This is a genomic window from Xanthobacter cornucopiae (genome assembly GCF_043195065.2).
Lineage (GTDB): Bacteria > Pseudomonadota > Alphaproteobacteria > Rhizobiales > Xanthobacteraceae > Xanthobacter.
This window is the reverse complement of the sequence record NZ_CM195531.1, coordinates 1,042,691-1,063,837: the sequence shown is the minus strand read 5'-3', so window position 1 is coordinate 1,063,837 and position 21,147 is coordinate 1,042,691. Positions and strand designations below refer to the sequence as shown.

Genomic DNA, 21,147 nt, shown 5'->3' with positions numbered 1-21,147 from the left:
GCCGGCAGACCCCGCCCGCGACGGATCAGAACTTCACCGCGAGGATGCCGCGCCCGGCATTGGAGGTGACGCCGTCGCCGAAGCTGCCGTCATAGGCCAGCCCCAGAGTCACGCCGTTGGCGAAGATGACATCGAGGCCGGCGCCCCCAACCAGGCTATCGGCCGCCACCGGCACCCCCTCGACGGTGAAGGCCGTGCCGGTGCTCTGGAAGATGAGCGAACGGGTCGGCGTCACGTCGGCGAATGCGTGGCGCCACCCCGCTGAGGCATGAGCGGTGAGATCCACCCCGTCCCATGCGGCGAAGCGCGTGGCTGCGCGCAGCCCCAGGGTGGAATAAGGGGTGCTCAGGCTGTCGCCGTCCGACCGCAGGCCGGCCACGGGCGCCGCCCTCTCGGTGAAGCCGCCGAGGTCCATGTAGCTCCAGGCGAACCCCGCGAACGGCTCCAGCGCCAACCCGCCGAGACCCGCAGCATATGCGAGTTCTCCGAACAGGCTGGTCGAGGTCGCGTCGTAGTCCGCCTTGGGCTGCTCGCCGGTGAGGGCGACGGCGCGCGCAGTGGACAGGTTGGCCCAGCCGATGTCGGCACCCGCGCGCACGGTCCAGGCACCGCCGTGCACCGCCCCATAGCCGGCGAGGCGCACCGTGTCGGCATCCGCGGAAGCAGTCCCGGAAGTGGTGGAGCTTGACGCATAGCCCACCGCGAAGCCGTACACGAGATTGCCGGCGGTCACGTCCAGACCGACGAGGGCGCCGCCCAGCCGGGTGCTGGCCTCAAGCGCGCCGGCGTTGGCATCGATCCATTGCCCATACCCCTGGGCCCAGGCGGTGAGCACCGGCCCCACCGGCTCCGCCTGGGCCGGCGCCGGCTGCACATAAGCAGTCACGGGGCCGCCGGAGCCGAGCGCCGTCGCCGCTCCGGCCTCGCCCGCGTGGCCGGCCTGCCGCAAGCGGCCGAGGATGGCATCGTTGACCAGCGCATTCTCCGTGAAGATCGTTCCCCCCACGGTGGCATGAATGTCACCCGCCAGCTGGGTGAACGCGGCGCGAACGACGGCTGGGCCGGTCTGCTGCAGCACCGTGTCGTACAGCGCCGAGCCGCCGGGCACGGCCCACCGGCCATAGCGGTCGAGGGCGAACGCCGCCGCCCGTCCGTTCGGCGTTGCCGCGTAGCGCGCGAGGGGGACCCTATTGCGCTCGAGGGTCAGGAAGATATCGGTGGCGTCGGCGCCCAGGGTCGGGGTCACGAACAGATAGTCCGGGGCGCCAGCGAGAGACCCGAACATGCCCGTCACGCCGCCCGCGGCGCTGAGGATGGTGTAGCGCGTGCCCCAGGCAAGGCCGGCGGGCGCGGCGTCGAGCAGCACGCCGGCGCCGGGATCGATGGTGGCGGTGCCGGCGGCGGCGATCCGATCCACCGTGCCGGCGTTTGAGGCCCGCACGCCATAGGTGGAACCGTCAGCGAAGGCGACGGTGCCCGAGACGTTGAGCGTCCCCGTGGGGCCGATGCCGCCGGGCGCCACCAGGCCGCCATCGGCGACCTTCAGCGCGCCGATGGTGCCGGCGCCCAGCAGCGCGCCCTTCAGGCCGCTTTCGGCGTCGCCTCCCACCGTCACCGTAGCGGCCGGCAGAGCGGCGCCGATCAGCTGCAAGCTGGCGCCCTGCACCAGGGCGTCGCCGGAGAAGGTGCTGCGGCCCCAGGCCACCCAGCTCGACCCGGTGGCGAGCGTCAGCCGCTCGAAGCCCCGATAGGTGGCCGCCTCGCCCAGCAGGGCCACGTCGAAGCCGCCGTCGAACGTCCCGAGGCGGAATGTGTCCGTGCCGCCCTCCGCCTTCACCGCGCCGACGACGCTGGAGCCGGCCTCGTAGACGAACAGATCATCGCCATTGCCCATGGCGACGGCATAAGTGGTGCCGGAAATGGTGCCGTAGTTGACGATGGTGTTGCCGAACGCGCCGGCGCCATTGACGACACGGATACCGAACCCGTCGTCGCCGCGAATGGTGCCATAATTGGTCACCGTCAAGGCGCTGAAGACATCGCCACCGTTGCTGTCGTCGGCAAGGATGCCGTTGTTGGCCCCGGAGATGAGCGCGCGCGGCGTCGCCGCGTCGCCATTGACGATGGTGCCACCACCGATGGCGATGCCCTCGCTGGTGGAAGGCCGGGTCTCGCCCGGCTTGATGCCCTTGGAACCAAGGCCGGAGATGGTGCCGAAATTATAGATGGCTCCGGCCTTGTCGAGATCGACACCATCACCGTCGCCGAAGCTGGCGGCGGGGTCAAAGCCACCCGTGACGAGACCGTAATTGACCAGCAGCCCGGTGCCGTTGGAATTCACACCCGACCCGTTGCGCCCCTCAATGGTGCCGTAGTTCAGCACCTCCAGCACATCCTCGCTGCCGGACGCCTTGATGCCGTGATAGGCGCCCGAGATCACCCCCGGGGTGTCGTTGACGATGTAGGCGAACATGCCGCCAGCGAGATTGGCGCCGTCGATCTTGATGGCCGAGTTGTTCTGGGTGTCCGCCGTGCCGGCCGCATAATGGGAGCGGATGCGACCGTAATTGTACACCTCCATGCCGTTGGCGCCCTGGATGGCGTCGTCATCGGCGGCGGAGATGAGGCCGGTCTCGTAATTGTTGAGGACAATGAGGGCGTTCCGGGCGGAAATGCCGCCAAGATCGATAGCCTGCCCGTCCACCGTGGAGCGGATGACACCGGCATTGTTGATGGCGATGATCGGCGCGGCAACGCTGCTCTCGGTGGACGAGAGCTTGATGCCGTCGTCACTGCCGGAGATCAACCCGCCGTGGCCGTTGCTGATGGTGAGCGAGGCGAGGCTGTCCAACGTCTCCGGCGTGTCCAGCTTGATGGCGCGCTTGCCGGGCGCGGTGGTCGCGATGGTGCCCGAATTGCCGATGAGCACATCGCCGCCGCCGAGGCGCACGACGTCGCTGCCAGCGGAGGTCAGCCGGCCGGAATTGAGCACCGTGATCGCCGCCGAGGCATCCACCGCCTTGTCGAAATCGAGCGCCTGCCCCTCGGCTGAACGGATGATGCCGGAATTCACCACGTCCAGCGCGCCGCCGGCAAAGCCGCCCGTGATGCGAAGCGCATCGTCCGAGGCCGTCACCGTGCCGGAATTGAAGAGGGTGAACGTGCCGCTCACGTCGTCCTTCGTATCGACGGCGCGGTCATTGGAGCGGATGACGCCAGCATTCTCGATGACGACGCCCGTCGCCGTGGCCGGCGCGCTCCAGGTGATGGCCGCATCTGCACCGCCATCCAGGGTGGCGCCGACGGCAATGGTTCCGCGATCGGTGCCCGCGACGGACTGCGGGCCGGCCGCCGGCGGCACGCTGAACGACCCGGCCACGGCCGGGGCCCCCAGCCCGGCGCACAGCAAGGTGAGAACGAGGCGGCTGACGGATGAGCGCAGAAAGGGCATCGGGCGGGAATCCGGGCGGAGGGGAGATGTCCGCGAGCCTGACGTTACGACGGCCGCGAGACCTCGTCGCGCTCCGCCATGGCCACGGCGATCACCACGCCAGCGCTGTGGCCTGCCGGCAACAGCGTGCGCCCTCGTTTGCCGGCCAGCGTCCACGCCCGGCGGCGCGGGTGCGGCTCATTCGATGGGAAAATCGAAATAGGTATCGGGAAATGGCTCCCCGGCGAGCGTGAAATGCCACCACTCCTGCTCGAAGGGCTTGAAGCGGTGCGCTGTCATCAGGCCCGCGAGCAGCTGGCGATTCGCCTTCTGTGCGCGGGTGACCGCATCCGAATCGGGCCATGACAACGTGCTGAAGAGATCGAACGGGGTGCCCATGTCGAGCTCGGCGCCCGTTGCCGCGTCCACCAGGGTCAGATCGAGGGTGGACCCGCGCGAATGGCCGGACCGCTCGGCGATATAGCCCAGCGCGAACAACTGCCCCTTGTCGAGATCGGGGTAATAGGTGGGCTTGGTATGGGTATCGGCAAGATCTGCCGCCCAGCGGGCGAAATGGGCCACGGCCCGGGCCGGGCGATAGCAGTCGAACAGCTTGAGTTGCAGGCCCTTCGCCCGTGCATCGCGGGCCACGCCCGCCAGCGCCTCCGCCGCCGGACGGGTAAGCAGGCAACGGGCCGCGCCGTAGCCATCCACCGGGGTGCCGACGAAATTCTCCGTGCCGGCATAGCGCACGTCGAGCACGACACCCGGCACCACGTCCGCCACGTCCACGAACACGGAGGGACGCTCCGCGCGCGCATGGGTGGCCAGCGAAAGCCCCGCGACCCCGAAGGCGACGGCGGCAGGCTTGAGGAGATCAGTCATGAAACGGCGGAGCATGAAGCTTTCAACGGGCAAACGCCGGGCTCGGCGCCTACCCACTCTAGCCGTCCCCCACCCCGCCGCAAGGGGCAACGCATCACGGCCAAGAGGCACCCGCATCGCGCCGGTGCCCCCGGGGGCCCGCGCCGTTCAGGAGAAGAAGCTGGTGATGGTTTGCCAGATGCTCTTGTGCGGCGCCGCCGAGATCTCCGCCGCCGCCGGCTTGGCATCCGGGCTGGCCACCTCGGGGCCGGACAAGGACTTTGCCACCGAGGCGGCGGTGATGACCGAGGAGAACGCCGGAATCTTCGCCAGCGTCACCGGCCCCGCCATGGCGTCCGGATCGAGCCCGTTCTTTTCCTGGAAGGCCTTCAGGGCCTTCGCGGTGCCCGAACCGAACACGCCGTCGGCACCCACGCCGAGCGCCGCCTGCAGCTTCTTCACCGCCTCGCCGCGGCTGCCCTCGGACAGCAGGATCAGTTCCGGCAACTCCAGAGCCAGGAAGGTGTCCGGCCCCGCAATGCCGTCCGCGGCGATCCCGTGCGCCTTCTGAAAAGCCTTCAAGGCCTCCTCGGTGGCGGGCCCGAACTGGCCGTCCGCCGGCACGCCCAGCTTCGTCTGCAGGATCTTCACCGGCTCTCCGGCCAATCCACGCTTCAGCACTGCCATGGAATCTCTCCCGAGCTACAACGGCGCCCCGCCCCTGACGCCACCGATAATGAGCGATCCCAAACTCTATACCACCATACCTCGACGATCAGATGTCCTCGCCCCGAAAAGAAAAATGCCGGGCCCGGTGAGGGACCCGGCAAGTATCGCCGCAAAGCGGCGAACCTTCCAGAGGGGAACAGCTGAAGCATCAATCACGATGCGATCAGCGCGTAGGCAAAGTGCACGTCTCTTAGGCAGAATGCAACGCCAAATGACGGCATATCAGGCATGCGCATAGCGCTGATCTCATATTCCCAGCCCTGCGGAAAACGTCGGGTGAAGACAAAACGTCAGAAATTCCAACGCTGTGCCTTCGAGATCAGAAAATCCCTGAACACCTGGATGCGCGCCACCGACCGCATTTCCTGCGCGTAGGTGAAATAGGCCTCCAGCTTCGGTGTCTCGCGATCGGTGAAGAGCTGCACCAGGGAGGTCGCGTCGTCGGTCAGATAATCCGGCAGCGTGCCGATGCCCACTCCCCGCTCGACCGCCCGTTTCAGGCCGAGAACGCTGTTCACCTCGAACGCGGGGATGCGGGGCGTGCTGCCGTCGCGCCCCGCATGCTCAAGCCAGTTCAGGCCCTGGAAATAGGAGGGTATAGGCCCGCCGAGCAGAAGAATGCGGTGCTTGTCGAGCTCATCCACCGTGCGGGGCTGCCCATGCCGCTTGAGATAATCCACCGAGGCGTAGGCATGGAAATGTACCGTGAACAGCTTGCGCTGCACCAGATCGGGCTGAACCGGCTGGCGCATGCGGATGGCGACGTCCGCCTCGCGCATGGCGAGATCCAGTTCCTCGTCGGTGAGGATGAGCTGGATGCGGATATCTGGAAACAGCTCCACGAACTCGCCCACCCGAGCCGTCAGCCAATGGGTGCCGAGCCCTACGGTGGTGGTGACGCGCAATTCGCCATTGGGCTTCTCGCGGCTGTCCGACAATTGCGCCCGGGCCGATTCCAGCTTCAGGAACACCTCATGGGCGGTGCGGTAGAGCAATTCGCCCTGCTCGGTCAGGATCAGCCCGCGCGCATGACGGTGGAACAGGGGAACCTTGAGTTCCGCCTCCAGCGCCGACACCTGGCGGCTGACCGCCGATTGCGACAAGCCCAGGGTTTCACCCGCGTGGGTGAAGGAACCGGCCTCGGCGGCGACGTGGAAGACCTTCAGCTTGTCCCAATCCATCGGGGCCCCGGCATGTGCGGCATCCGGCGAAGGCGGGATGCCCGGTGTGTGCGATCCATCGGCTGGCAGCGGAAGGCGGATCGTGGCGCGTCCCGCGAAGGCAGGAGCGGACGCCGCCGCGTGGCGACGCCCGTCAGCCGCCCTATTCGGCGGCGGCGGCCACGGCGTGGGCCAGGAAGCGCTCGGCCTCCAGCGCCGCCATGCAGCCGCGCCCGGCGGCGGTGACCGCCTGGCGGTAGACATCGTCCGCCACGTCGCCGGCGGCGAACACGCCCGGCACCGAGGTGGCGGTCGAATCGGGCGCGGTCCAGACATAGCCGGACGGCTTCAGCCGGAGCTGGTCCTTCACCAGGTCGGTCGCCGGGGCATGGCCGATGGCGACGAACACGCCGTCGGCCTCGATCTGCCGGCTGACGCCGGTGCGGGTATCGCGCAGCACGACGCCGGTGACATGGGGGGGCTCGTCGGCGCCCACCACCTCGGCCACCTCGGCGTTCCAGATCACCTCCACCTTGGGATTGGCGAACAGGCGGTCCTGCAAGATGCGCTCGGCCCGGAAGTCGTCGCGCCGGTGCACCACCGTGACCTTCGAGGCGAAATTGGTGAGGAACAGCGCCTCCTCCACCGCGGTGTTGCCCCCGCCCACCACGATCACATGCTTGCCGCGATAGAAGAAGCCGTCGCAGGTGGCGCAGGCCGACACGCCGAAGCCACGATAGGTGCCCTCCGATTCCAGCCCGAGCCAGCGCGCCTGGGCGCCGGTGGCCAGGATCACCACGTCGGCGGTGTAGGCCTCACCCGACTCGGTGACGAAACGGAATGGCCGCTGCGACAGGTCGAGGCTGGCCACGTGATCGGCGACGATGGTGGTGCCCACGTGCTCCGCCTGGGCGCGCATCTGCTCCATCAGCCACGGCCCCTGGATGGGCTCGGCGAAGCCGGGATAATTCTCGACGTCGGTGGTGATGGTCAGCTGTCCGCCCGGCTGGATGCCCTCGAACAGCACCGGCTTGAGCATGGCGCGGGCGGCATAGATGGCCGCCGTGAAACCCGCCGGGCCGGAGCCGATGATGACGACCTTGGTATGCTTCACACTCATAACGTCCTCGAAGCGCTCTGCCCGCCAGGGCGAAGACGCGACGCTCGCGGGCGGCGCGAAACCGGCTGCCATGCCCGAGCGCTGCGTAAGCTATGCGCAAATGTAGGGACTACGCCGCATCGCCACAAGGCGTTGAGGCGGCCGCTGCGCTCACCTTTTCACGACCCTTGTGCACCGCCAGTTGGACGAAAGATTATTTCGTTGCGTTGCCGCAATCGCGCACTAAGGTGCCGGGGCGCTGGCCATCGGCGCGCCTGCCCACCGGGAGCCCGCCTTGACCGTCCGCCTCGATGCTGTCGACTGGAAAATCCTCGACGAGCTGCAGCGCGACGGGCGCATCACCAATGTGGAGCTGTCCCGCCGGGTGGGCATTTCGGCCCCGCCGTGCCTGCGCCGCGTCCGCGCGCTGGAGGAGGACGGCATCATCCAGGGTTACCGGGCCCTGCTGGATGAAAAGCGGCTCGGCTACGATCTGACGGCGGTGGCCATGGTCCACCTCATCAGCCAGGCCGAAACCGATCTCGGCGCCTTCCAGGATCGCATCGACCACTGGCCCCTGGTGCGGGCGGCGTGGATGCTGTCCGGCGACGTGGACTTCATCATGCTCTGCGTCGCGCCGGACCTGCGCACCTTCCAGAACTTCGTCCTGGAAATCACCGCGACGCCCAACGTGCGCAATGTCAAGACCGCTCTCACCTTGAAGCAGGTCAAGAACGCCCCGGTGGTGCCACTCGAAGCCGGCCTGCCGAAGCTCTGAACACCGCCGGTGCCGGGCGATTTCCGCTCAACGCAAGTCCCGCTCAAGGCAAGTCCTGCTGACGCAAGTCCCGCTCAGCGCTCGCCGCGCTCCGCCCGCAGCCGCGCCCAATAGTCCATCCGCTTCCGGATCTCCCGCTCGAAGCCCCGCTCCACCGGATGGTAGAAACTCTGCCGGCCGATCGCCTCGGGAAAGTAGTTCTGCCCGGAAAAGGCGTCGGGCTCGTCGTGATCGTAGCGGTAGCCGCTGCCATAGCCCTCGCGCTTCATCAGCTTGGTGGGGGCATTGAGAATGTGCTTGGGCGGGGTCAGCGAGCCGCCCTCCTTCGCCAGCCGCGTCGCCGCCTTGTAGGCCGCATAGACCGCGTTCGACTTGGGCGCCGTGGCCACGTAGACCACCGCCTGGGCCAGCGCGAGTTCCCCCTCGGGCGAGCCGAGGAAATCGAAGGCATCCTTGGCGGCGTTGGCCACAGCCAGCGCCTGGGGGTCGGCGTTGCCGACGTCCTCAATGGCCATGCGGACGATCCGCCGCGCCAGGAACAGCGGGCTCTCCCCCGCATCCAGCATCCGCGCCAGATAGTAAAGCGCCGCGTCGGGGTCCGATCCCCGCACCGATTTATGCAGCGCCGAGATCAGGTTGTAGTGCCCATCCTCGCTCTTGTCGTAGATCGGCGCCCGGCGCTGCACCACATCGGCCAGGCCCGCGACGTCGAACACCTCGCCGGGCCGCGCCGCCCGCCACACCTCCTCGGTGAGGGTGAGGGCGGCGCGGCCGTCGCCGTCCGCCATGTTGACCAGGGCAAGGCGCGCCTCTTCCGTCAGCGGCAGTGGCCGCGCCTCCACCGTCTCAGCCCGGGCGAGCAGCCGGCCGATCGCCGTCGCGTCAAGAGACCGGAACACCAGCACCCGCGCCCGCGACAACAGTGCCGCGTTCAACTCGAAGGACGGATTCTCGGTGGTGGCCCCCACCAGGGTCACCGTGCCGTCCTCCATCACCGGCAGGAAACTGTCCTGCTGCGCCCGGTTGAAGCGGTGAATCTCATCCACGAACAGCAGGGTGGATTGGCCGATGCGCCGGCGCGCGCGCGCCTGCTCGAACACTTTCTTCAGGTCGGCGACGCCAGAGAAGATGGCGGAAATCTGCTCGAAATGAAGGTCAGTGGCGAAGGCCAGCAGCCGCGCCACCGTGGTCTTGCCGGTGCCGGGCGGCCCCCACAGGACCAGCGAGCCGAGCGAGCGGCCTTCCAGCATGCGCGTGAGCACGCCATCTGAGCCCACCAGATGCTCCTGCCCCACCACCTCCGCCAGGGTCGTGGGGCGCAGCCGGTCCGCCAGCGGTCGCGCCGCGCCCTCCGCCATGCCGGCCACCTCGAACAGATCGCCCATCGTCGTGCCTCAGCCCGGTAGCAAGGCGGAAATGGTGCGCCCGCCCCGGATCACCGTGATCCGCCACGCGCGCGCCGGCGTGCGCGTGATCTCTTCCAGCTCCCGGGTCCGCCCCACCTTGGCGCCGTTCACCTCGACGATGACGTCTCCTGGCTTGAAACCAGCCGCCGCCGCTGGCGCGCCTTCGGCTACCTCGGCGATCACCACGCCGCTGGCGGCGCCGTCCACCCGCAGTTCCTCCGCCACCGCCGGCGACAGGTTCACGACGGTCGCGCCGCTGAACGGCGAGCGGGAACGCAGGAGAAGATCCTCGCGCGGGGGCATCTCCGGCGCGCTCTCCAGCACCACCACGACGCTTTCGGTCCGCCCGCCCCGGCTGAAACCGATGGCCGCCCGACTGCCGATGGGCCGCGTCGCCAGCCGGTAATTCAGCGATTCCGGATCGTCCACCCCCTGCCCTTCCACCGCGACCACCAGGTCGCCCACCTTCAGCCCCGCCTTCGCCGCCGGGCTTCCCGGCGCCACCGCCTGGACCAGGGCGCCGGCGGGCCGCGCCAGGCCCAGGCTCTCGGCGATATCCGGCGTCACCCGCTGCAGCCGCGCGCCCAGCCAGGGACGGCGCACCGACCTGCCGCCCGATTTGGCCTGCTCCACCACCACCCGCACCATGTTGACCGGAATCGCGAAGCCGATGCCGTGCGAGCCGCCGGAGCGCGAGTAGATGGCACTGTTGATGCCCACGAGCCGGCCGGCCATGTCCACCAGGGCGCCACCCGAATTCCCCGGATTGATGGCGGCGTCGGTCTGGATGAAGAATTGGTAGTCCGAAACCCCGACCTGGGTCCGCGCCACAGCCGAAACGATGCCCTGGGTCACCGTCTGCCCGACGCCGAAGGGATCGCCGATGGCCAGCACCAGGTCACCCACGGCCAGCTCATCCGAATTGCCCAGCTCGAGGGAGGCGAAGGACTCCCTGCCCTCCGCCTTGATGCGCAGGATGGCGAGGTCGGTGCGCTGATCCCGCAGCAGCACTTCGGCCTCGAACTCGCGCTTGTCGTTGAGCGCGACGCGGATTTCATCCGCCCCCTCGATCACGTGGAAATTGGTGACCACGAGGCCCGCCCCATCGACGATGACGCCCGAACCCAGCGAGCGCTGCATGCGCTCCGGCGCGCCGAGCCCCGGTGCTCCGCCCGGACCGCCAAAGAAACGCCGGAAGAACGGGTCGTCGAAAATGGGGTTAGCCCGCTGCTGCGCGGTCTTCTGCGCATACACGTTCACCACTGCCGGTGCGGTGCGTGCCACCACCGGCGCGAACGAGAGCTTCACCTCGGCCTGGCTCGCCGGCGCCCGCGATTGCGCCTGCGCGCCCGCCGGCTCAACGGCCGCCAGCGCCAGCACCGCCGCGACCACAACCGATGACAGACCTTGCACCATTGCGCCTTCCTTCATCCTCATACCCTTGGCCGGCCCCGCCAGCGCGAACCGGCCTCCCTGCCGGGGTCCCAGGCACGCTCGACCGAGTCAAACCATATCGCTGCCCTGAACGCAAAAAAGGGCGGCCCGAAGACCGCCCCTTTTCAAATCACAGGCCTGCCCGAAGTTCAGGCCGCCTCGGCCTCGCCGGCCGCAGCCGCGGTGCGCGCGTGGTCCGCCGCGCCCTTCGCCGCTTCGTCGCGATCCACGAACTCGATCACCGCCACCGGCGTGTTGTCGCCATAGCGGAAGCCAGCCTTGATGATGCGGGTGTAGCCGCCCGGACGCGCCGCGTAACGGGGCGCGAGCACATCGAACAGCTTCTTGACCACCGTCAGGTCTTTCAGCTCGGCGATGGCCTGGCGGCGGGCGTGCAGATCGCCCCGGCGGGCCAGCGTCACCAGCTTCTCGACCACGGGACGCAGGTCCTTGGCCTTCGGCAGGGTGGTGACGATCTGCTCGTGGGTGATGAGGGCGCCAGCGAGATTGGAGAACATCGCCTTGCGATGCTCCCAGGTGCGGTTGAACTTGCGATGTACCTTGCCGTGACGCATGACGGCGAACTCCTAAGGATGACGGCGGCGAGCCGATGGATGGGGCGGCTCGAGCCGCTTCAAGTCTGAAGACAGCGGCTGACGCCGCATGCGGATTTCAGATCAATAATGCTCCTCGAAGCGCTTCGCGAGCTCTTCGATGTTCTCCGGCGGCCAGCCGGGCACTTCCATGCCCAGATGCAGCCCCAGGGAGGCCAGCACTTCCTTGATCTCGTTAAGCGACTTGCGTCCGAAGTTCGGCGTGCGGAGCATCTCCGTCTCGCTCTTCTGGATCAGGTCGCCGATGTAGACGATGTTGTCGTTCTTCAGGCAATTGGCAGAGCGCACCGAGAGTTCGAGCTCATCCACCTTTTTCAGCAGCGCCGGCGAGAACGGCAGCGTCTGGATCGCGGTGGCCTCGCTCTCGCGCTTGGGCTCCTCGAAGTTGACGAAGATCTCAAGCTGATCCTGCAGGATGCGGGCCGAATAAGCGAGCGCGTCCTCGGGCGAGATCGAGCCATCGGTCTCGATCTGCAGCGTGAGCTTGTCATAGTCCAGAATCTGACCCTCACGGGTGTTCTCGACCTTGTAGGAGACCTTGCGCACCGGTGAATAGAGGCTGTCGATGGGAATCAATCCGATCGGCGCGTCCTCCGGGCGGTTGCGATCCGCCGCGACATAGCCCTTGCCGGTATCCACCGTGAACTCGATCCGCAGTTCCGCACCGTCGTCGAGGGTGCAGATCGGCAGCTGGGGGTTCAGCACCTGGATATCGCCCACGGTCTGGATGTCGCCCGCATAGAGCACGCCGGGACCGGTCTTCTTCGCCACCATGCGCTTGGGGCCATCGCCCTGCATCTTGATGGCGACATCCTTCACATTGAGAATGATGTCAGTGACATCCTCTCGCACGCCGGGGATGGACGAGAACTCGTGCAGCACACCGTCGATGTGGATGGAGGTCACCGCCGCGCCCTGGAGGGACGACAGCAGAATGCGGCGCAACGCGTTGCCGAGCGTCATGCCGAAGCCGCGCTCCAGGGGCTCCGCCACCACGGTGGCGAGGCGCTTGGGATCGCTGCCGGCATTCACGTGCAGCTTCTCGGGCTTGATCAGCTCTTGCCAGTTCTTCTGAATCACTTGCATCACCTTGCTTTCTCGCCGGGCTGTCACTGCTGCCGGGGTGTCGAGACCTCATCCGGAGGTGCAGACCCGTCCCGATCACGGGGAGGAGAAACCGGGCAAACAACCCGCAGGCTTGCGCCCACGGGACCAAGAGCGGATCAGACGCGGCGGCGCTTGCGCGGACGGCAGCCGTTGTGCGGGATCGGTGTCACGTCACGAATGGAGGTGACGAGGAAGCCAGCCGCCTGCAGCGCGCGCAGCGCCGACTCACGGCCCGAACCGGGACCGGACACTTCCACCTCGAGGGTACGCATGCCGTGTTCGGCGGCCTTGCGGGCGGCGTCCTCGGCGGCGACCTGCGCCGCGTAGGGCGTGGACTTGCGCGAACCCTTGAAGCCCATGGCACCGGCGGACGACCAGGAAATGGTGTTGCCCTGCGCGTCGGTGATCGTGATCATGGTGTTGTTGAACGAGGCATTCACATGCGCCACACCGGAGGCGATGTTCTTGCGCTCGCGGCGCTTCACGCGTGTTGCTTCCTTAGCCATCTTTAACCTTCAATCCTTCAGGCGCGCCCGTAACTCCAGGCGCTCGGGATGGCCCCCTTACAGAGGCCGGGACAACGCGGAAAGGCCGGCGTCGCCGGCCTCCCCTTCATCGGGCCTTGCGGCCGATCACTTCTTCTTGCCGGCGATGGGCTTCGACGGCCCCTTACGGGTGCGGGCATTGGTGTGGGTCCGCTGCCCGCGCACCGGCAGCCCGCGACGATGGCGCAGGCCGCGGTAGCAGCCGAGGTCCATCAGCCGCTTGATGTTCATGGCCACTTCCCGGCGCAGATCGCCTTCCACGACATAGTCGCGGTCGATCGCCTCACGGATCTGCAGCACTTCCTGGTCGGTGAGCTGATTCACGCGACGCTCAGCGGGAATACCCACCTTCTCCACGATCTCTTCAGCCTTCTTCGGGCCGATGCCGTGAATATACTGCAGCGCGATGAGCACGCGCTTGTTGGTGGGAATGTTGACGCCTGCAATACGAGCCACGGCTCTCTCCATGTAGCGCCCGCGCCCCGAGGCGCCGACGACGATGACACCCCGCGTCCGGTGGAGGCCGGCCCCTGCGGGAAACAAAGCACCACGGATACGACAAAAATGCCGCTCAACCCGACCCTTCCGGGTGGACCGAACGGCACCGACTTCCGAAGTGAGGAGAAGCCCATAGCCGGGATTAACGAAAGAGTCAATTCGTTGCCTCGCGCCACCCGGCGTGCGCAGAAGACGCCTCCGGCGAACCCTCGCTTCTGGCGCGACGCGATAATCAGCGTCCCCTGGAGCCTCGCCCCCGCGGCCACGGCGCCAGACCCTTCCGCCGGCCTGACGCCACCGTGTCCTCGACGAATCCAAAAAAAGGCCCCTTCGCCATCTGCGAAAGGGCCCTGTGTCTCGACATCCGCCTTATCAGGCGGCCTGGCGCAGCACGCTGTCGATGGCGGCGGTGACAGAATCGATCGCGGCCATGCCGTCGATCTGCTTGAGCTGCCCGCGCGTCCGATAATACGGCGCCACCACTGCGGTATCGCGGTTATAGGCTGCAAGCCGGCTCTTGAAGACCTCCGGATCGTCATCCTTACGAACCGCCTCACCGCGTGCGACCGCTTCCGCCGCCCGGTTGATAATGCGATTCACCAGCTGGTCCTGGTCAACCACCAGCTCGATCACCGCGTCGAGCTTGATTCCTTTCTCGGCCAGCATGTGGTCCAGCGCCTCAGCCTGCGCCACCGTCCGCGGGAAGCCGTCAAGGATGAAACCCTTCTTCGCGTCGGGATGGGACAGGCGATCAGCGATGATCCCGATCACGATCTCGTCGGAGACGAGCCCGCCCGCCTCCATCACGGCCTTCGCCTTCAGACCGATCGGCGTCCCTTCCGCGACCGCCGCGCGCAGCATGTCGCCCGTGGACAGCTGCACGATGCCGTGCCGGGACACCAGACGCTGCGCCTGGGTGCCCTTTCCCGCCCCCGGCGGGCCAAGCAGAACGAGCCTCATCACTTCCTCCTCCCCCCACGCAGCTTCGCCTTCTTGACCAATCCTTCGTACTGGTGGGCGAGCAGGTGGCCTTGAATTTGCGACACAGTGTCCATCGTCACACTGACAACAATCAAGAGCGACGTTCCACCGAAATAGAACGGAACCGCCGCATAGGAAATCAGCAGTTCGGGGAAGAGGCAAACCGCGGCGATGTAGGCTGCGCCCACCACCGTGATGCGGGTGAGCACATAGTCGATATACTCAGCCGTACGCTCACCCGGGCGGATGCCGGGAATGAAGCCCCCGTGCTTCTTCAGATTGTCCGCTGTCTCCACCGGATTAAACACGATCGCAGTGTAGAAAAAGCAGAAGAACACGATCAGCGCCACATAGAGCGCCATGTACAGCGGCCGGCCGTGCCCGAGAAAGGTGGTAATGGTCTGGAGCCAGTCCGGCCCCGCCCCTTGGGTGAAGCTGGCGATGGTGGTGGGAATCAACAGCAACGAAGACGCGAAGATCGGCGGAATGACGCCGGAGGTGTTCAGCTTCAACGGCAGGTGCGACGACTGGCCCTCGTAGATCCGGTTGCCGACCTGCCGCTTGGGGTACTGGATCAGGAGCCGGCGCTGGGCCCGTTCCATGAACACGATGAACGCGATAACGACCACTGCCATCAGCAGCACGCCCAGGATCGCGACCGTGGAGATCGCGCCTTCCCGACCGAGCTCCAGCGTCCGCACGAAGGCGCCGGGCAACTCCGCGACGATGCCGCCGAAGATGATCAGCGAAGTGCCATTGCCGATGCCGCGCGAGGTGATCTGCTCACCCAGCCACATCAGGAACATGGTACCGCCAGTCAGTGTCAAAACGGTAGAGATACGGAAAAACCAGCCCGGTTCGGCCACCACGCTGCCGGAACCCTCGAGCCCGACCGCGATTCCGTAGGCCTGGAACAGCGCCAGCACCACGGTGAGATAGCGGGTATATTGATTGAGCTGCTTGCGGCCCGCCTCGCCTTCCTTCTTCAGCGCCTCCAGCGTGGGCGACACGCTGGTAAGCAGCTGAATGATAATGGAGGCCGAGATATAGGGCATGATGTTCAGGGCGAAGATGGCCATGCGCTCGACGGCGCCGCCCGAGAACATGTTGAACAGCCCGATGATCCCCTGCTGCGCGTTCTTGAACACGTCCGCCAGCGCATCGGGATTGATGCCGGGCATCGGAATATAGGTTCCGAGCCGATAGACGATGAGCGCGCCGAGGGTAAACCAAATGCGCTTCTTCAGCTCCTCGGCCTTGCCGAGAGCGCCGAAATTGAGGTTCGCCGCGAGTTGTTCCGCCGCCGAGACCATGCCTTGCTCCGCTGGACGCCACCCCTGAGGGCAGCCCTGATATATGGGCAGGAAACGCGGTGCCAAGGCGGCGCCGGCGCATCGCCCTGAAAAGCATTTACCCGGCGCAGGGCCGGGTTGCCAAGAGCGAAAGGCTGCACGAGATGCCGCGCCACGCACCAAAACGGCCGGGCACGAAGCCCGGCCGCCTGATCTTCAGACCGCTTCGGCCGCCACAGTCGGAGGCGCGAGCAGGATGATCTTCCCGCCCTTGGCCTCCACCGCCGCCGTCACCGAGGCGGTGGCATAGGCCACCTCGAGGGTGACGCTGGAAGTCAGCTCGCCGCCGCCCAGGACGCGCACGCCGTCCTTGAGCCGCCGCAGCACGCCGGCCGCGACGAGCACCGAAACCGTGACCGGCTCCGCCGCGTTCACGATCCCGGCGTCGATGGCCGCCTGGATCCGACCGATCGACACCTCGTTGTAGTCGAGGCGGAAGATGTTGTGGAAGCCGCGCTTCGGCAAACGCCGATGCACGGGCATCTGACCACCTTCAAACCCCTTGACCGCCACGCCGGTGCGGGACTTCTGACCCTTCACACCCCGGCCGCCGGTTTTCCCCTTGCCGGAACCGATACCGCGTCCAACGCGGATCCGGCTCTTACGGGCCCCGGGATTGTCCCGGATTTCATCGAGCTTCATGAGTCCGCTCCTCAACCCTCGACCACACGGACGAGGTGGGCGACCTTCGCGATCATGCCGCGAATGGCCGGCGTGTCCTGGAGAGTGGAACGGCGATGCCGCTTGTTCAACCCAAGGCCCTTGAGGGTCGCTTCCTGGTCGAACGGGCGGCGGATCGGCGAACCGATCTGCTCCACGGTGATGGTCTTGTCGCTGATTGCGTTCATAGCGCGCTCCTATGCGTCGGTTCGCGCCGTTCAGTCGGTCGCTTCCGCGTCTTCGACGCGGCGGCGGGACTGAAGCTGCGACACCTTGAGACCGCGCCTGGCCGCGACCGACCGCGGGCTGTCCTGGTTCTTCAGGGCGTCGAACGTGGCACGCACCATGTTATAGGGGTTGGAAGACCCGAAGGACTTCGCCACCACATCGTGCATGCCGAGCGTCTCGAACACGGCGCGCATCGGACCGCCGGCGATGATGCCGGTACCCGCGGGCGCCGCCCGCAGGATGACCTTTCCAGCGCCATGGTGACCATGGACGTCATGATGCAGGGTGCGGCCTTCCCGCAGCGGCACCCGGATCAGCGCGCGCTTGGCGCTTTCGGTGGCCTTGCGGATGGCTTCCGGCACTTCACGCGCCTTGCCATGACCAAAGCCGACTCGCCCCTTCTGATCGCCGACGACGACCAGAGCCGCGAAGCCGAACCGACGGCCACCCTTCACCACCTTGGCGACACGATTGATGTGGACCAGCTTGTCCACAAACGTATTGTCGCGATCCTCGCGCTCCTGGCGCGGTTCCCGTTCACGGGCCATTTTTACGTCCTCGCGTCAGAACTGAAGGCCGCCTTCGCGGGCGCCCTCAGCGAGCGCCTTGACGCGCCCGTGAAAGATGAATGCGCCACGGTCGAAAACGACCGCGGTCACGCCCTTCGCCACCGCCCGCTCGGCCACCAGCTTGCCAATGACCTTGGCCGCCTCGGTGTCCGCACCGGTCTTCAGAGACGAGCGAAGCTCCTTCTCCAGGCTCGAGGCGGCGGCGAGGGTCTCGCCATTCGCATCGTCGATGATCTGCGCATAAATGTGCTGCGAGGTGCGGTGCACCGACAGGCGCGGGCGCCCGTTCGCAGCGGCGCGGATGGCGCGGCGCACCTTGGCCTTGCGGCGCGCCAGCGCCTCCAAATCCTTAGCCATGGTTCGCCTCCGTCACTTCTTCTTGCCTTCCTTGCGGAAGATGAACTCGCCAGCGTATTTGACGCCCTTGCCCTTATAGGGCTCGGGGCCGCGGAACTCACGGATCTCGGCCGCCACCTGACCGACCTGCTGGCGGTTGATGCCGCTGATCACCACTTCCGTCGGCTTCGGCGTCACGATCTGAATCCCTTCCGGGATCGGATAGAGAACGTCATGGCTGTACCCGAGTGCCAGGTTCAGGTTCTTGCCCTGCACCGCAGCCTTGTAGCCGACGCCCGTGATTTCCAGCTTCTTCTCGAAGCCCTTCGTGACACCCTCGACCAGATTCGCCACCAGGGTGCGGGACATCCCCCACATCGCCTTGTGACGGCTGGTGTCGCCGGTCATCGCGAGCACGATCTCCGAGCCCTCAACCTTGGCGACGATCTCTTCCACCAGGGTCAGCTCAAGCGCGCCCTTGGGCCCTTTCACCTTCACCGTCTGGCCGTCCAACGTGGCGGTCACGCCAGCCGGAATGGCGACGGGAAGCTTGCCGATCTTCGACATTCGATCCTCCCTCGCCTCAGAACACGGTGAAGAGCACTTCACCGCCGACATTCTTGTCACGCGCTTCGTGGTCGGCCATCACCCCTTGGGGCGTGGACACAACCGCGATGCCGAGACCATTGCCGACACGGGGAAGGTTCTTGACGGACGCATAGACGCGCCGACCCGGCTTCGACACGCGCGCAATCTCGCGGATCACCGGCTGCCCGTCGAAATACTTCAGCTCAATCGAGAACTCGCTCCGGCCATTGCCGTGATCCGTGGTCGTGTAACCGCGGATATAGCCCTCGTCGCGCAGAACATCCAGAACACTGGCCCGCAGGCGCGAGCCCGGGGTCAGGGTCTTTTCCTTGCGGCGCATCTGCGCATTGCGGATGCGGGTGATGAGATCGCCGATCGGATCATTCACAGACATGCGATCCCCCTCACCAGCTCGACTTCACGAGACCGGGAATGACACCCTGGTTCCCGAGCTCGCGCAGCGCGATACGGCTCATCTTCAACTTCCGGTAAAACGCGCGCGGACGTCCCGTGACTTCGCACCGATTGCGAATCCGGATCTTCGCGCCATTGCGCGGCAACTGCGCCAGCTTGAGGGTCGCCTGGAAGCGCTCCTCAATGGGCAGGGTCTTGTCGTTCACGATCGCCTTCAGACGCCCGCGCTTCGCTTCCTGGCCGGCGGCCAGCTTGCGACGGCGCTCGTTCGTCTCGACCGCGCTCTTTTTCGCCATCTCTTGCTCCTGTTCTCCGCGTCTGAGGGCGCGCAATCACCCCCTCACGGCCGGAAAAGCACCCGAAACAGTCACACCTTTCGCCACCGCCTCACGGCAGCGGCAAGGGACGCCAGACTTCGGCGGACCGAATCGAAGCGCCCCTTCTAATCGATCACTGGCGGAAGGGGAAGTTGAAGGCCTTGAGCAGCGCCCGGGCCTCTTCATCCGTCTTCGCCGTGGTGCACACGATGATGTCCATGCCCCAGATCTGCTCGACGCGGTCGTAGTTGATCTCGGGAAACACGATGTGCTCCTTGATGCCCATGGCGTAATTGCCGCGGCCATCGAAGCTCTTGGGGTTCAGGCCCCGGAAGTCTCGGACGCGCGGCAGGGCCATGGTCACCAGACGGTCCAGGAACTCGTACATGCGAACCTTGCGCAGGGTGACTTTCGCGCCGACCGGCTGGTTTTCACGCAGCTTGAAGTTCGAAATCGCCTTGCGAGCGCGGGTGAGAACCGGCTTCTGGCCGGCGATCAGCGCCAAGTCGGCGGCGGCCGTGGTCGCCTTCTTGGTGTCCGCGGTCGCCTCGCCCACACCCATGTTGATGACGATCTTCTCGATCGACGGCACTTCCATGGGATTCTTGTAGCTGAACTGCTCGATCAGCTTCGGGCGCACGACCTCATCATAATGGGCGCGCAGCCGCGGGGTGTAGGTCGCCTCAGCCATCGATCTTCTCCCCGGAACGCTTGGCCACGCGGATCTTGCTCCCGTCCTCTAGCACCTGGAAGCCAACGCGGGACGGCTTGCCGCCCTTGGGGTCGGCGACGGCAATATTCGACAGATGGATCGGCGCCTCCTTGGAGATGATGCCGCCCTCCTGGTTCGCCGTCTGGCGCTGGTGGCGCTTGATGATGTTCACGCCCCGGACGAGCGCGCGCTCCTCCTTCGGCAACACCTGGATGACCTCGCCGGTGCGGCCCTTGTCGCGGCCGGCGAGGACGACGACCTTGTCGCCCTTCTTAATCTTCGCGGCCATCACAGCACCTCCGGCGCCAGCGAGATGATCTTCATGTGGTTCTTGGCGCGCAGCTCACGCGGAACCGGTCCGAAAATACGGGTCCCGACCGGCTCCTTGTTATTGTTGATCAGCACCGCCGCGTTGCGGTCGAAACGGATCACCGAACCGTCCACGCGCCGGATGTCCTTGGCGGTACGGACCACCACGGCCTTCATCACGTCGCCCTTCTTCACGCGGCCGCGCGGAATGGCCTCCTTGACCGACACCACGATGATGTCGCCCACATGGGCATACTTCCGCTTAGAGCCGCCAAGCACCTTGATGCACATGACGCGACGCGCGCCGGAATTGTCCGCCACGTCGAGATTGGTCTGCATCTGGATCATGACGCACCTGTTCTCGTCATCCGGCGCCACCGGATGACCCGGCTTTGCCTTAACCCTTGTTCCCCGTGCCCGCTCATCGGAACACGGCTTGCCGCGATGCGGTCTCCTCTCGCGCCTGCGAGGGCACGACGGACCCAGCATCGGAGCCTTCGCTCACCCGGATGGCATCACCCGGGTGAGAATCGACTTCATATCAGACTTCCGCCCGCTTCTCACCCTGGACGACGATCCAGTTCTTCAGCTTGGACAGGGGCCGATGCTCCTCGATCCAAACGGTGTCGCCCACCTTCCAGGCGTTGGCCTCGTCATGGGCGTGATACTTCTTGGACCGGCGGACGGTCTTCTTCAGCAGCGGATGGGTGAAGCGACGCTCCACCCGGACCACCACGGTCTTGTCGGTCTTGTCGCTCACCACGACGCCCTGGAGCACGCGCTTCGGCATCGCTTCCTCACTTCGCCTTCTGCGCCGGCGAGCCGGCGCGCTTCGTGGTCTGCACGGTCTTGATCCGCGCGATGTCGCGGCGAATTTCCTTCGTCCGCGCCGTATTCTCCAGCTGCCCCGTCGCCTTTTGGAAGCGCAGGTTGAACTGTTCCTTCTTCAGCTTCAGCAGCTCATCGGCGAGCTGATCGGGGCTGAGGGCCCGAACGTCCTCGGCTTTCATGAGCCTC

26 protein-coding genes are annotated in these 21,147 nt (G+C 66.4%); 1 reads left to right on the top strand and 25 read right to left on the bottom strand.

Features of this window, described 5'->3' with window-relative positions; all coding sequences use genetic code 11:
• Positions 1-25 precede the first annotated feature (25 nt).
• From V5F53_RS04720 to trxB, 5 genes are all read right to left on the bottom strand, one after another.
• Positions 26-3,451 (bottom strand): autotransporter outer membrane beta-barrel domain-containing protein, encoded by a 3,426-nt coding sequence (locus tag V5F53_RS04720; RefSeq protein ID WP_393998322.1) that lies wholly within the window; start codon positions 3,449-3,451, stop codon positions 26-28.
• 177 nt (positions 3,452-3,628) lie between these two features.
• Positions 3,629-4,315 carry a M15 family metallopeptidase gene (locus tag V5F53_RS04715; protein WP_509212916.1) on the bottom strand — a complete coding sequence of 229 codons (687 nt, stop codon included), beginning with the start codon at positions 4,313-4,315 and terminating at the stop codon, positions 3,629-3,631.
• 147 nt (positions 4,316-4,462) lie between these two features.
• A complete protein-coding gene (locus V5F53_RS04710) occupies positions 4,463-4,981 on the bottom strand; it encodes a peptidoglycan-binding domain-containing protein (protein ID WP_393998324.1) in 519 nt (172 codons plus the stop codon).
• Between the two features lie 332 nt (positions 4,982-5,313).
• On the bottom strand, positions 5,314-6,204 hold the full coding sequence (locus tag V5F53_RS04705) for a LysR family transcriptional regulator (protein ID WP_393998325.1): 891 nt from the start codon (positions 6,202-6,204) through the stop codon (positions 5,314-5,316).
• A 142-nt stretch (positions 6,205-6,346) separates the two neighbouring features.
• A complete protein-coding gene (gene trxB / locus V5F53_RS04700; protein WP_393998326.1) occupies positions 6,347-7,303 on the bottom strand; it encodes a thioredoxin-disulfide reductase in 957 nt (318 codons plus the stop codon).
• 274 nt (positions 7,304-7,577) lie between these two features.
• Between trxB and V5F53_RS04695 the strand changes: the two genes are divergently transcribed.
• Positions 7,578-8,060, top strand: coding sequence for an Lrp/AsnC family transcriptional regulator (locus V5F53_RS04695; protein WP_393998327.1), 483 nt, complete (start codon positions 7,578-7,580; stop codon positions 8,058-8,060).
• Positions 8,061-8,134: 74 nt separating this feature from the next.
• On the opposite strand, the gene V5F53_RS04690 is transcribed toward V5F53_RS04695, so the two are convergent.
• From V5F53_RS04690 to rpmC, 20 genes are all read right to left on the bottom strand, one after another.
• Positions 8,135-9,445, bottom strand: coding sequence for a replication-associated recombination protein A (locus tag V5F53_RS04690; protein ID WP_393998328.1), 1,311 nt, complete (start codon positions 9,443-9,445; stop codon positions 8,135-8,137).
• A 9-nt stretch (positions 9,446-9,454) separates the two neighbouring features.
• Positions 9,455-10,882, bottom strand: a complete 1,428-nt coding sequence (locus V5F53_RS04685; protein WP_393998329.1) for a Do family serine endopeptidase — start codon at positions 10,880-10,882, stop codon at positions 9,455-9,457.
• Between the two features lie 167 nt (positions 10,883-11,049).
• The gene (rplQ, locus tag V5F53_RS04680; RefSeq protein WP_393998330.1) at positions 11,050-11,475 is read right to left on the bottom strand and encodes a 50S ribosomal protein L17; all 426 of its coding nucleotides are present in this window, start codon (positions 11,473-11,475) and stop codon (positions 11,050-11,052) included.
• Between the two features lie 102 nt (positions 11,476-11,577).
• Positions 11,578-12,600, bottom strand: coding sequence for a DNA-directed RNA polymerase subunit alpha (locus tag V5F53_RS04675; RefSeq protein WP_393998331.1), 1,023 nt, complete (start codon positions 12,598-12,600; stop codon positions 11,578-11,580).
• Positions 12,601-12,737: 137 nt separating this feature from the next.
• Complete coding sequence (rpsK, locus tag V5F53_RS04670; protein WP_012116745.1) at positions 12,738-13,127, bottom strand: 30S ribosomal protein S11; 390 nt, start codon at positions 13,125-13,127, stop codon at positions 12,738-12,740.
• Between the two features lie 126 nt (positions 13,128-13,253).
• Positions 13,254-13,622: a 30S ribosomal protein S13 gene (rpsM, locus tag V5F53_RS04665; protein ID WP_393998332.1), complete on the bottom strand. Its 369-nt coding sequence runs from the start codon at positions 13,620-13,622 to the stop codon at positions 13,254-13,256.
• A gap of 414 nt (positions 13,623-14,036) precedes the next feature.
• Positions 14,037-14,624, bottom strand: a complete 588-nt coding sequence (locus tag V5F53_RS04660) for an adenylate kinase (RefSeq protein WP_393998333.1) — start codon at positions 14,622-14,624, stop codon at positions 14,037-14,039.
• Positions 14,624-15,958: a preprotein translocase subunit SecY gene (secY, locus tag V5F53_RS04655; RefSeq protein WP_393998334.1), complete on the bottom strand. Its 1,335-nt coding sequence runs from the start codon at positions 15,956-15,958 to the stop codon at positions 14,624-14,626. Before secY ends, V5F53_RS04660 begins: the two co-directional genes overlap by 1 nt.
• A gap of 195 nt (positions 15,959-16,153) precedes the next feature.
• On the bottom strand, positions 16,154-16,639 hold the full coding sequence (gene rplO / locus V5F53_RS04650; RefSeq protein ID WP_393998335.1) for a 50S ribosomal protein L15: 486 nt from the start codon (positions 16,637-16,639) through the stop codon (positions 16,154-16,156).
• 11 nt (positions 16,640-16,650) lie between these two features.
• The gene (rpmD, locus tag V5F53_RS04645) at positions 16,651-16,845 is read right to left on the bottom strand and encodes a 50S ribosomal protein L30 (protein WP_393998336.1); all 195 of its coding nucleotides are present in this window, start codon (positions 16,843-16,845) and stop codon (positions 16,651-16,653) included.
• 30 nt (positions 16,846-16,875) lie between these two features.
• Positions 16,876-17,433 carry a 30S ribosomal protein S5 gene (rpsE, locus tag V5F53_RS04640; RefSeq protein WP_393998337.1) on the bottom strand — a complete coding sequence of 186 codons (558 nt, stop codon included), beginning with the start codon at positions 17,431-17,433 and terminating at the stop codon, positions 16,876-16,878.
• Between the two features lie 15 nt (positions 17,434-17,448).
• Positions 17,449-17,811: a 50S ribosomal protein L18 gene (gene rplR, locus V5F53_RS04635; RefSeq protein WP_393998338.1), complete on the bottom strand. Its 363-nt coding sequence runs from the start codon at positions 17,809-17,811 to the stop codon at positions 17,449-17,451.
• Positions 17,812-17,823: 12 nt separating this feature from the next.
• The gene (rplF, locus tag V5F53_RS04630; protein WP_509212912.1) at positions 17,824-18,357 is read right to left on the bottom strand and encodes a 50S ribosomal protein L6; all 534 of its coding nucleotides are present in this window, start codon (positions 18,355-18,357) and stop codon (positions 17,824-17,826) included.
• Between the two features lie 16 nt (positions 18,358-18,373).
• Positions 18,374-18,772 (bottom strand): 30S ribosomal protein S8, encoded by a 399-nt coding sequence (gene rpsH / locus V5F53_RS04625; RefSeq protein WP_393998340.1) that lies wholly within the window; start codon positions 18,770-18,772, stop codon positions 18,374-18,376.
• A gap of 10 nt (positions 18,773-18,782) precedes the next feature.
• Complete coding sequence (gene rpsN / locus V5F53_RS04620; protein WP_393998341.1) at positions 18,783-19,088, bottom strand: 30S ribosomal protein S14; 306 nt, start codon at positions 19,086-19,088, stop codon at positions 18,783-18,785.
• A 154-nt stretch (positions 19,089-19,242) separates the two neighbouring features.
• Positions 19,243-19,800, bottom strand: a complete 558-nt coding sequence (rplE, locus tag V5F53_RS04615; RefSeq protein ID WP_393998342.1) for a 50S ribosomal protein L5 — start codon at positions 19,798-19,800, stop codon at positions 19,243-19,245.
• Positions 19,793-20,110, bottom strand: a complete 318-nt coding sequence (gene rplX / locus V5F53_RS04610; protein WP_393998357.1) for a 50S ribosomal protein L24 — start codon at positions 20,108-20,110, stop codon at positions 19,793-19,795. Before rplX ends, rplE begins: the two co-directional genes overlap by 8 nt.
• Entirely contained in the window at positions 20,110-20,478 is a 369-nt protein-coding gene (rplN, locus tag V5F53_RS04605; RefSeq protein WP_018390610.1) for a 50S ribosomal protein L14, read from the bottom strand. The genes rplX and rplN overlap by 1 nt, the downstream gene beginning before the upstream one ends.
• Positions 20,479-20,671: 193 nt before the next feature.
• Positions 20,672-20,920 carry a 30S ribosomal protein S17 gene (gene rpsQ, locus V5F53_RS04600; RefSeq protein WP_238121343.1) on the bottom strand — a complete coding sequence of 83 codons (249 nt, stop codon included), beginning with the start codon at positions 20,918-20,920 and terminating at the stop codon, positions 20,672-20,674.
• 7 nt (positions 20,921-20,927) lie between these two features.
• Positions 20,928-21,140: a 50S ribosomal protein L29 gene (gene rpmC / locus V5F53_RS04595; RefSeq protein ID WP_393998343.1), complete on the bottom strand. Its 213-nt coding sequence runs from the start codon at positions 21,138-21,140 to the stop codon at positions 20,928-20,930.
• Positions 21,141-21,147: the final 7 nt, after the last annotated feature.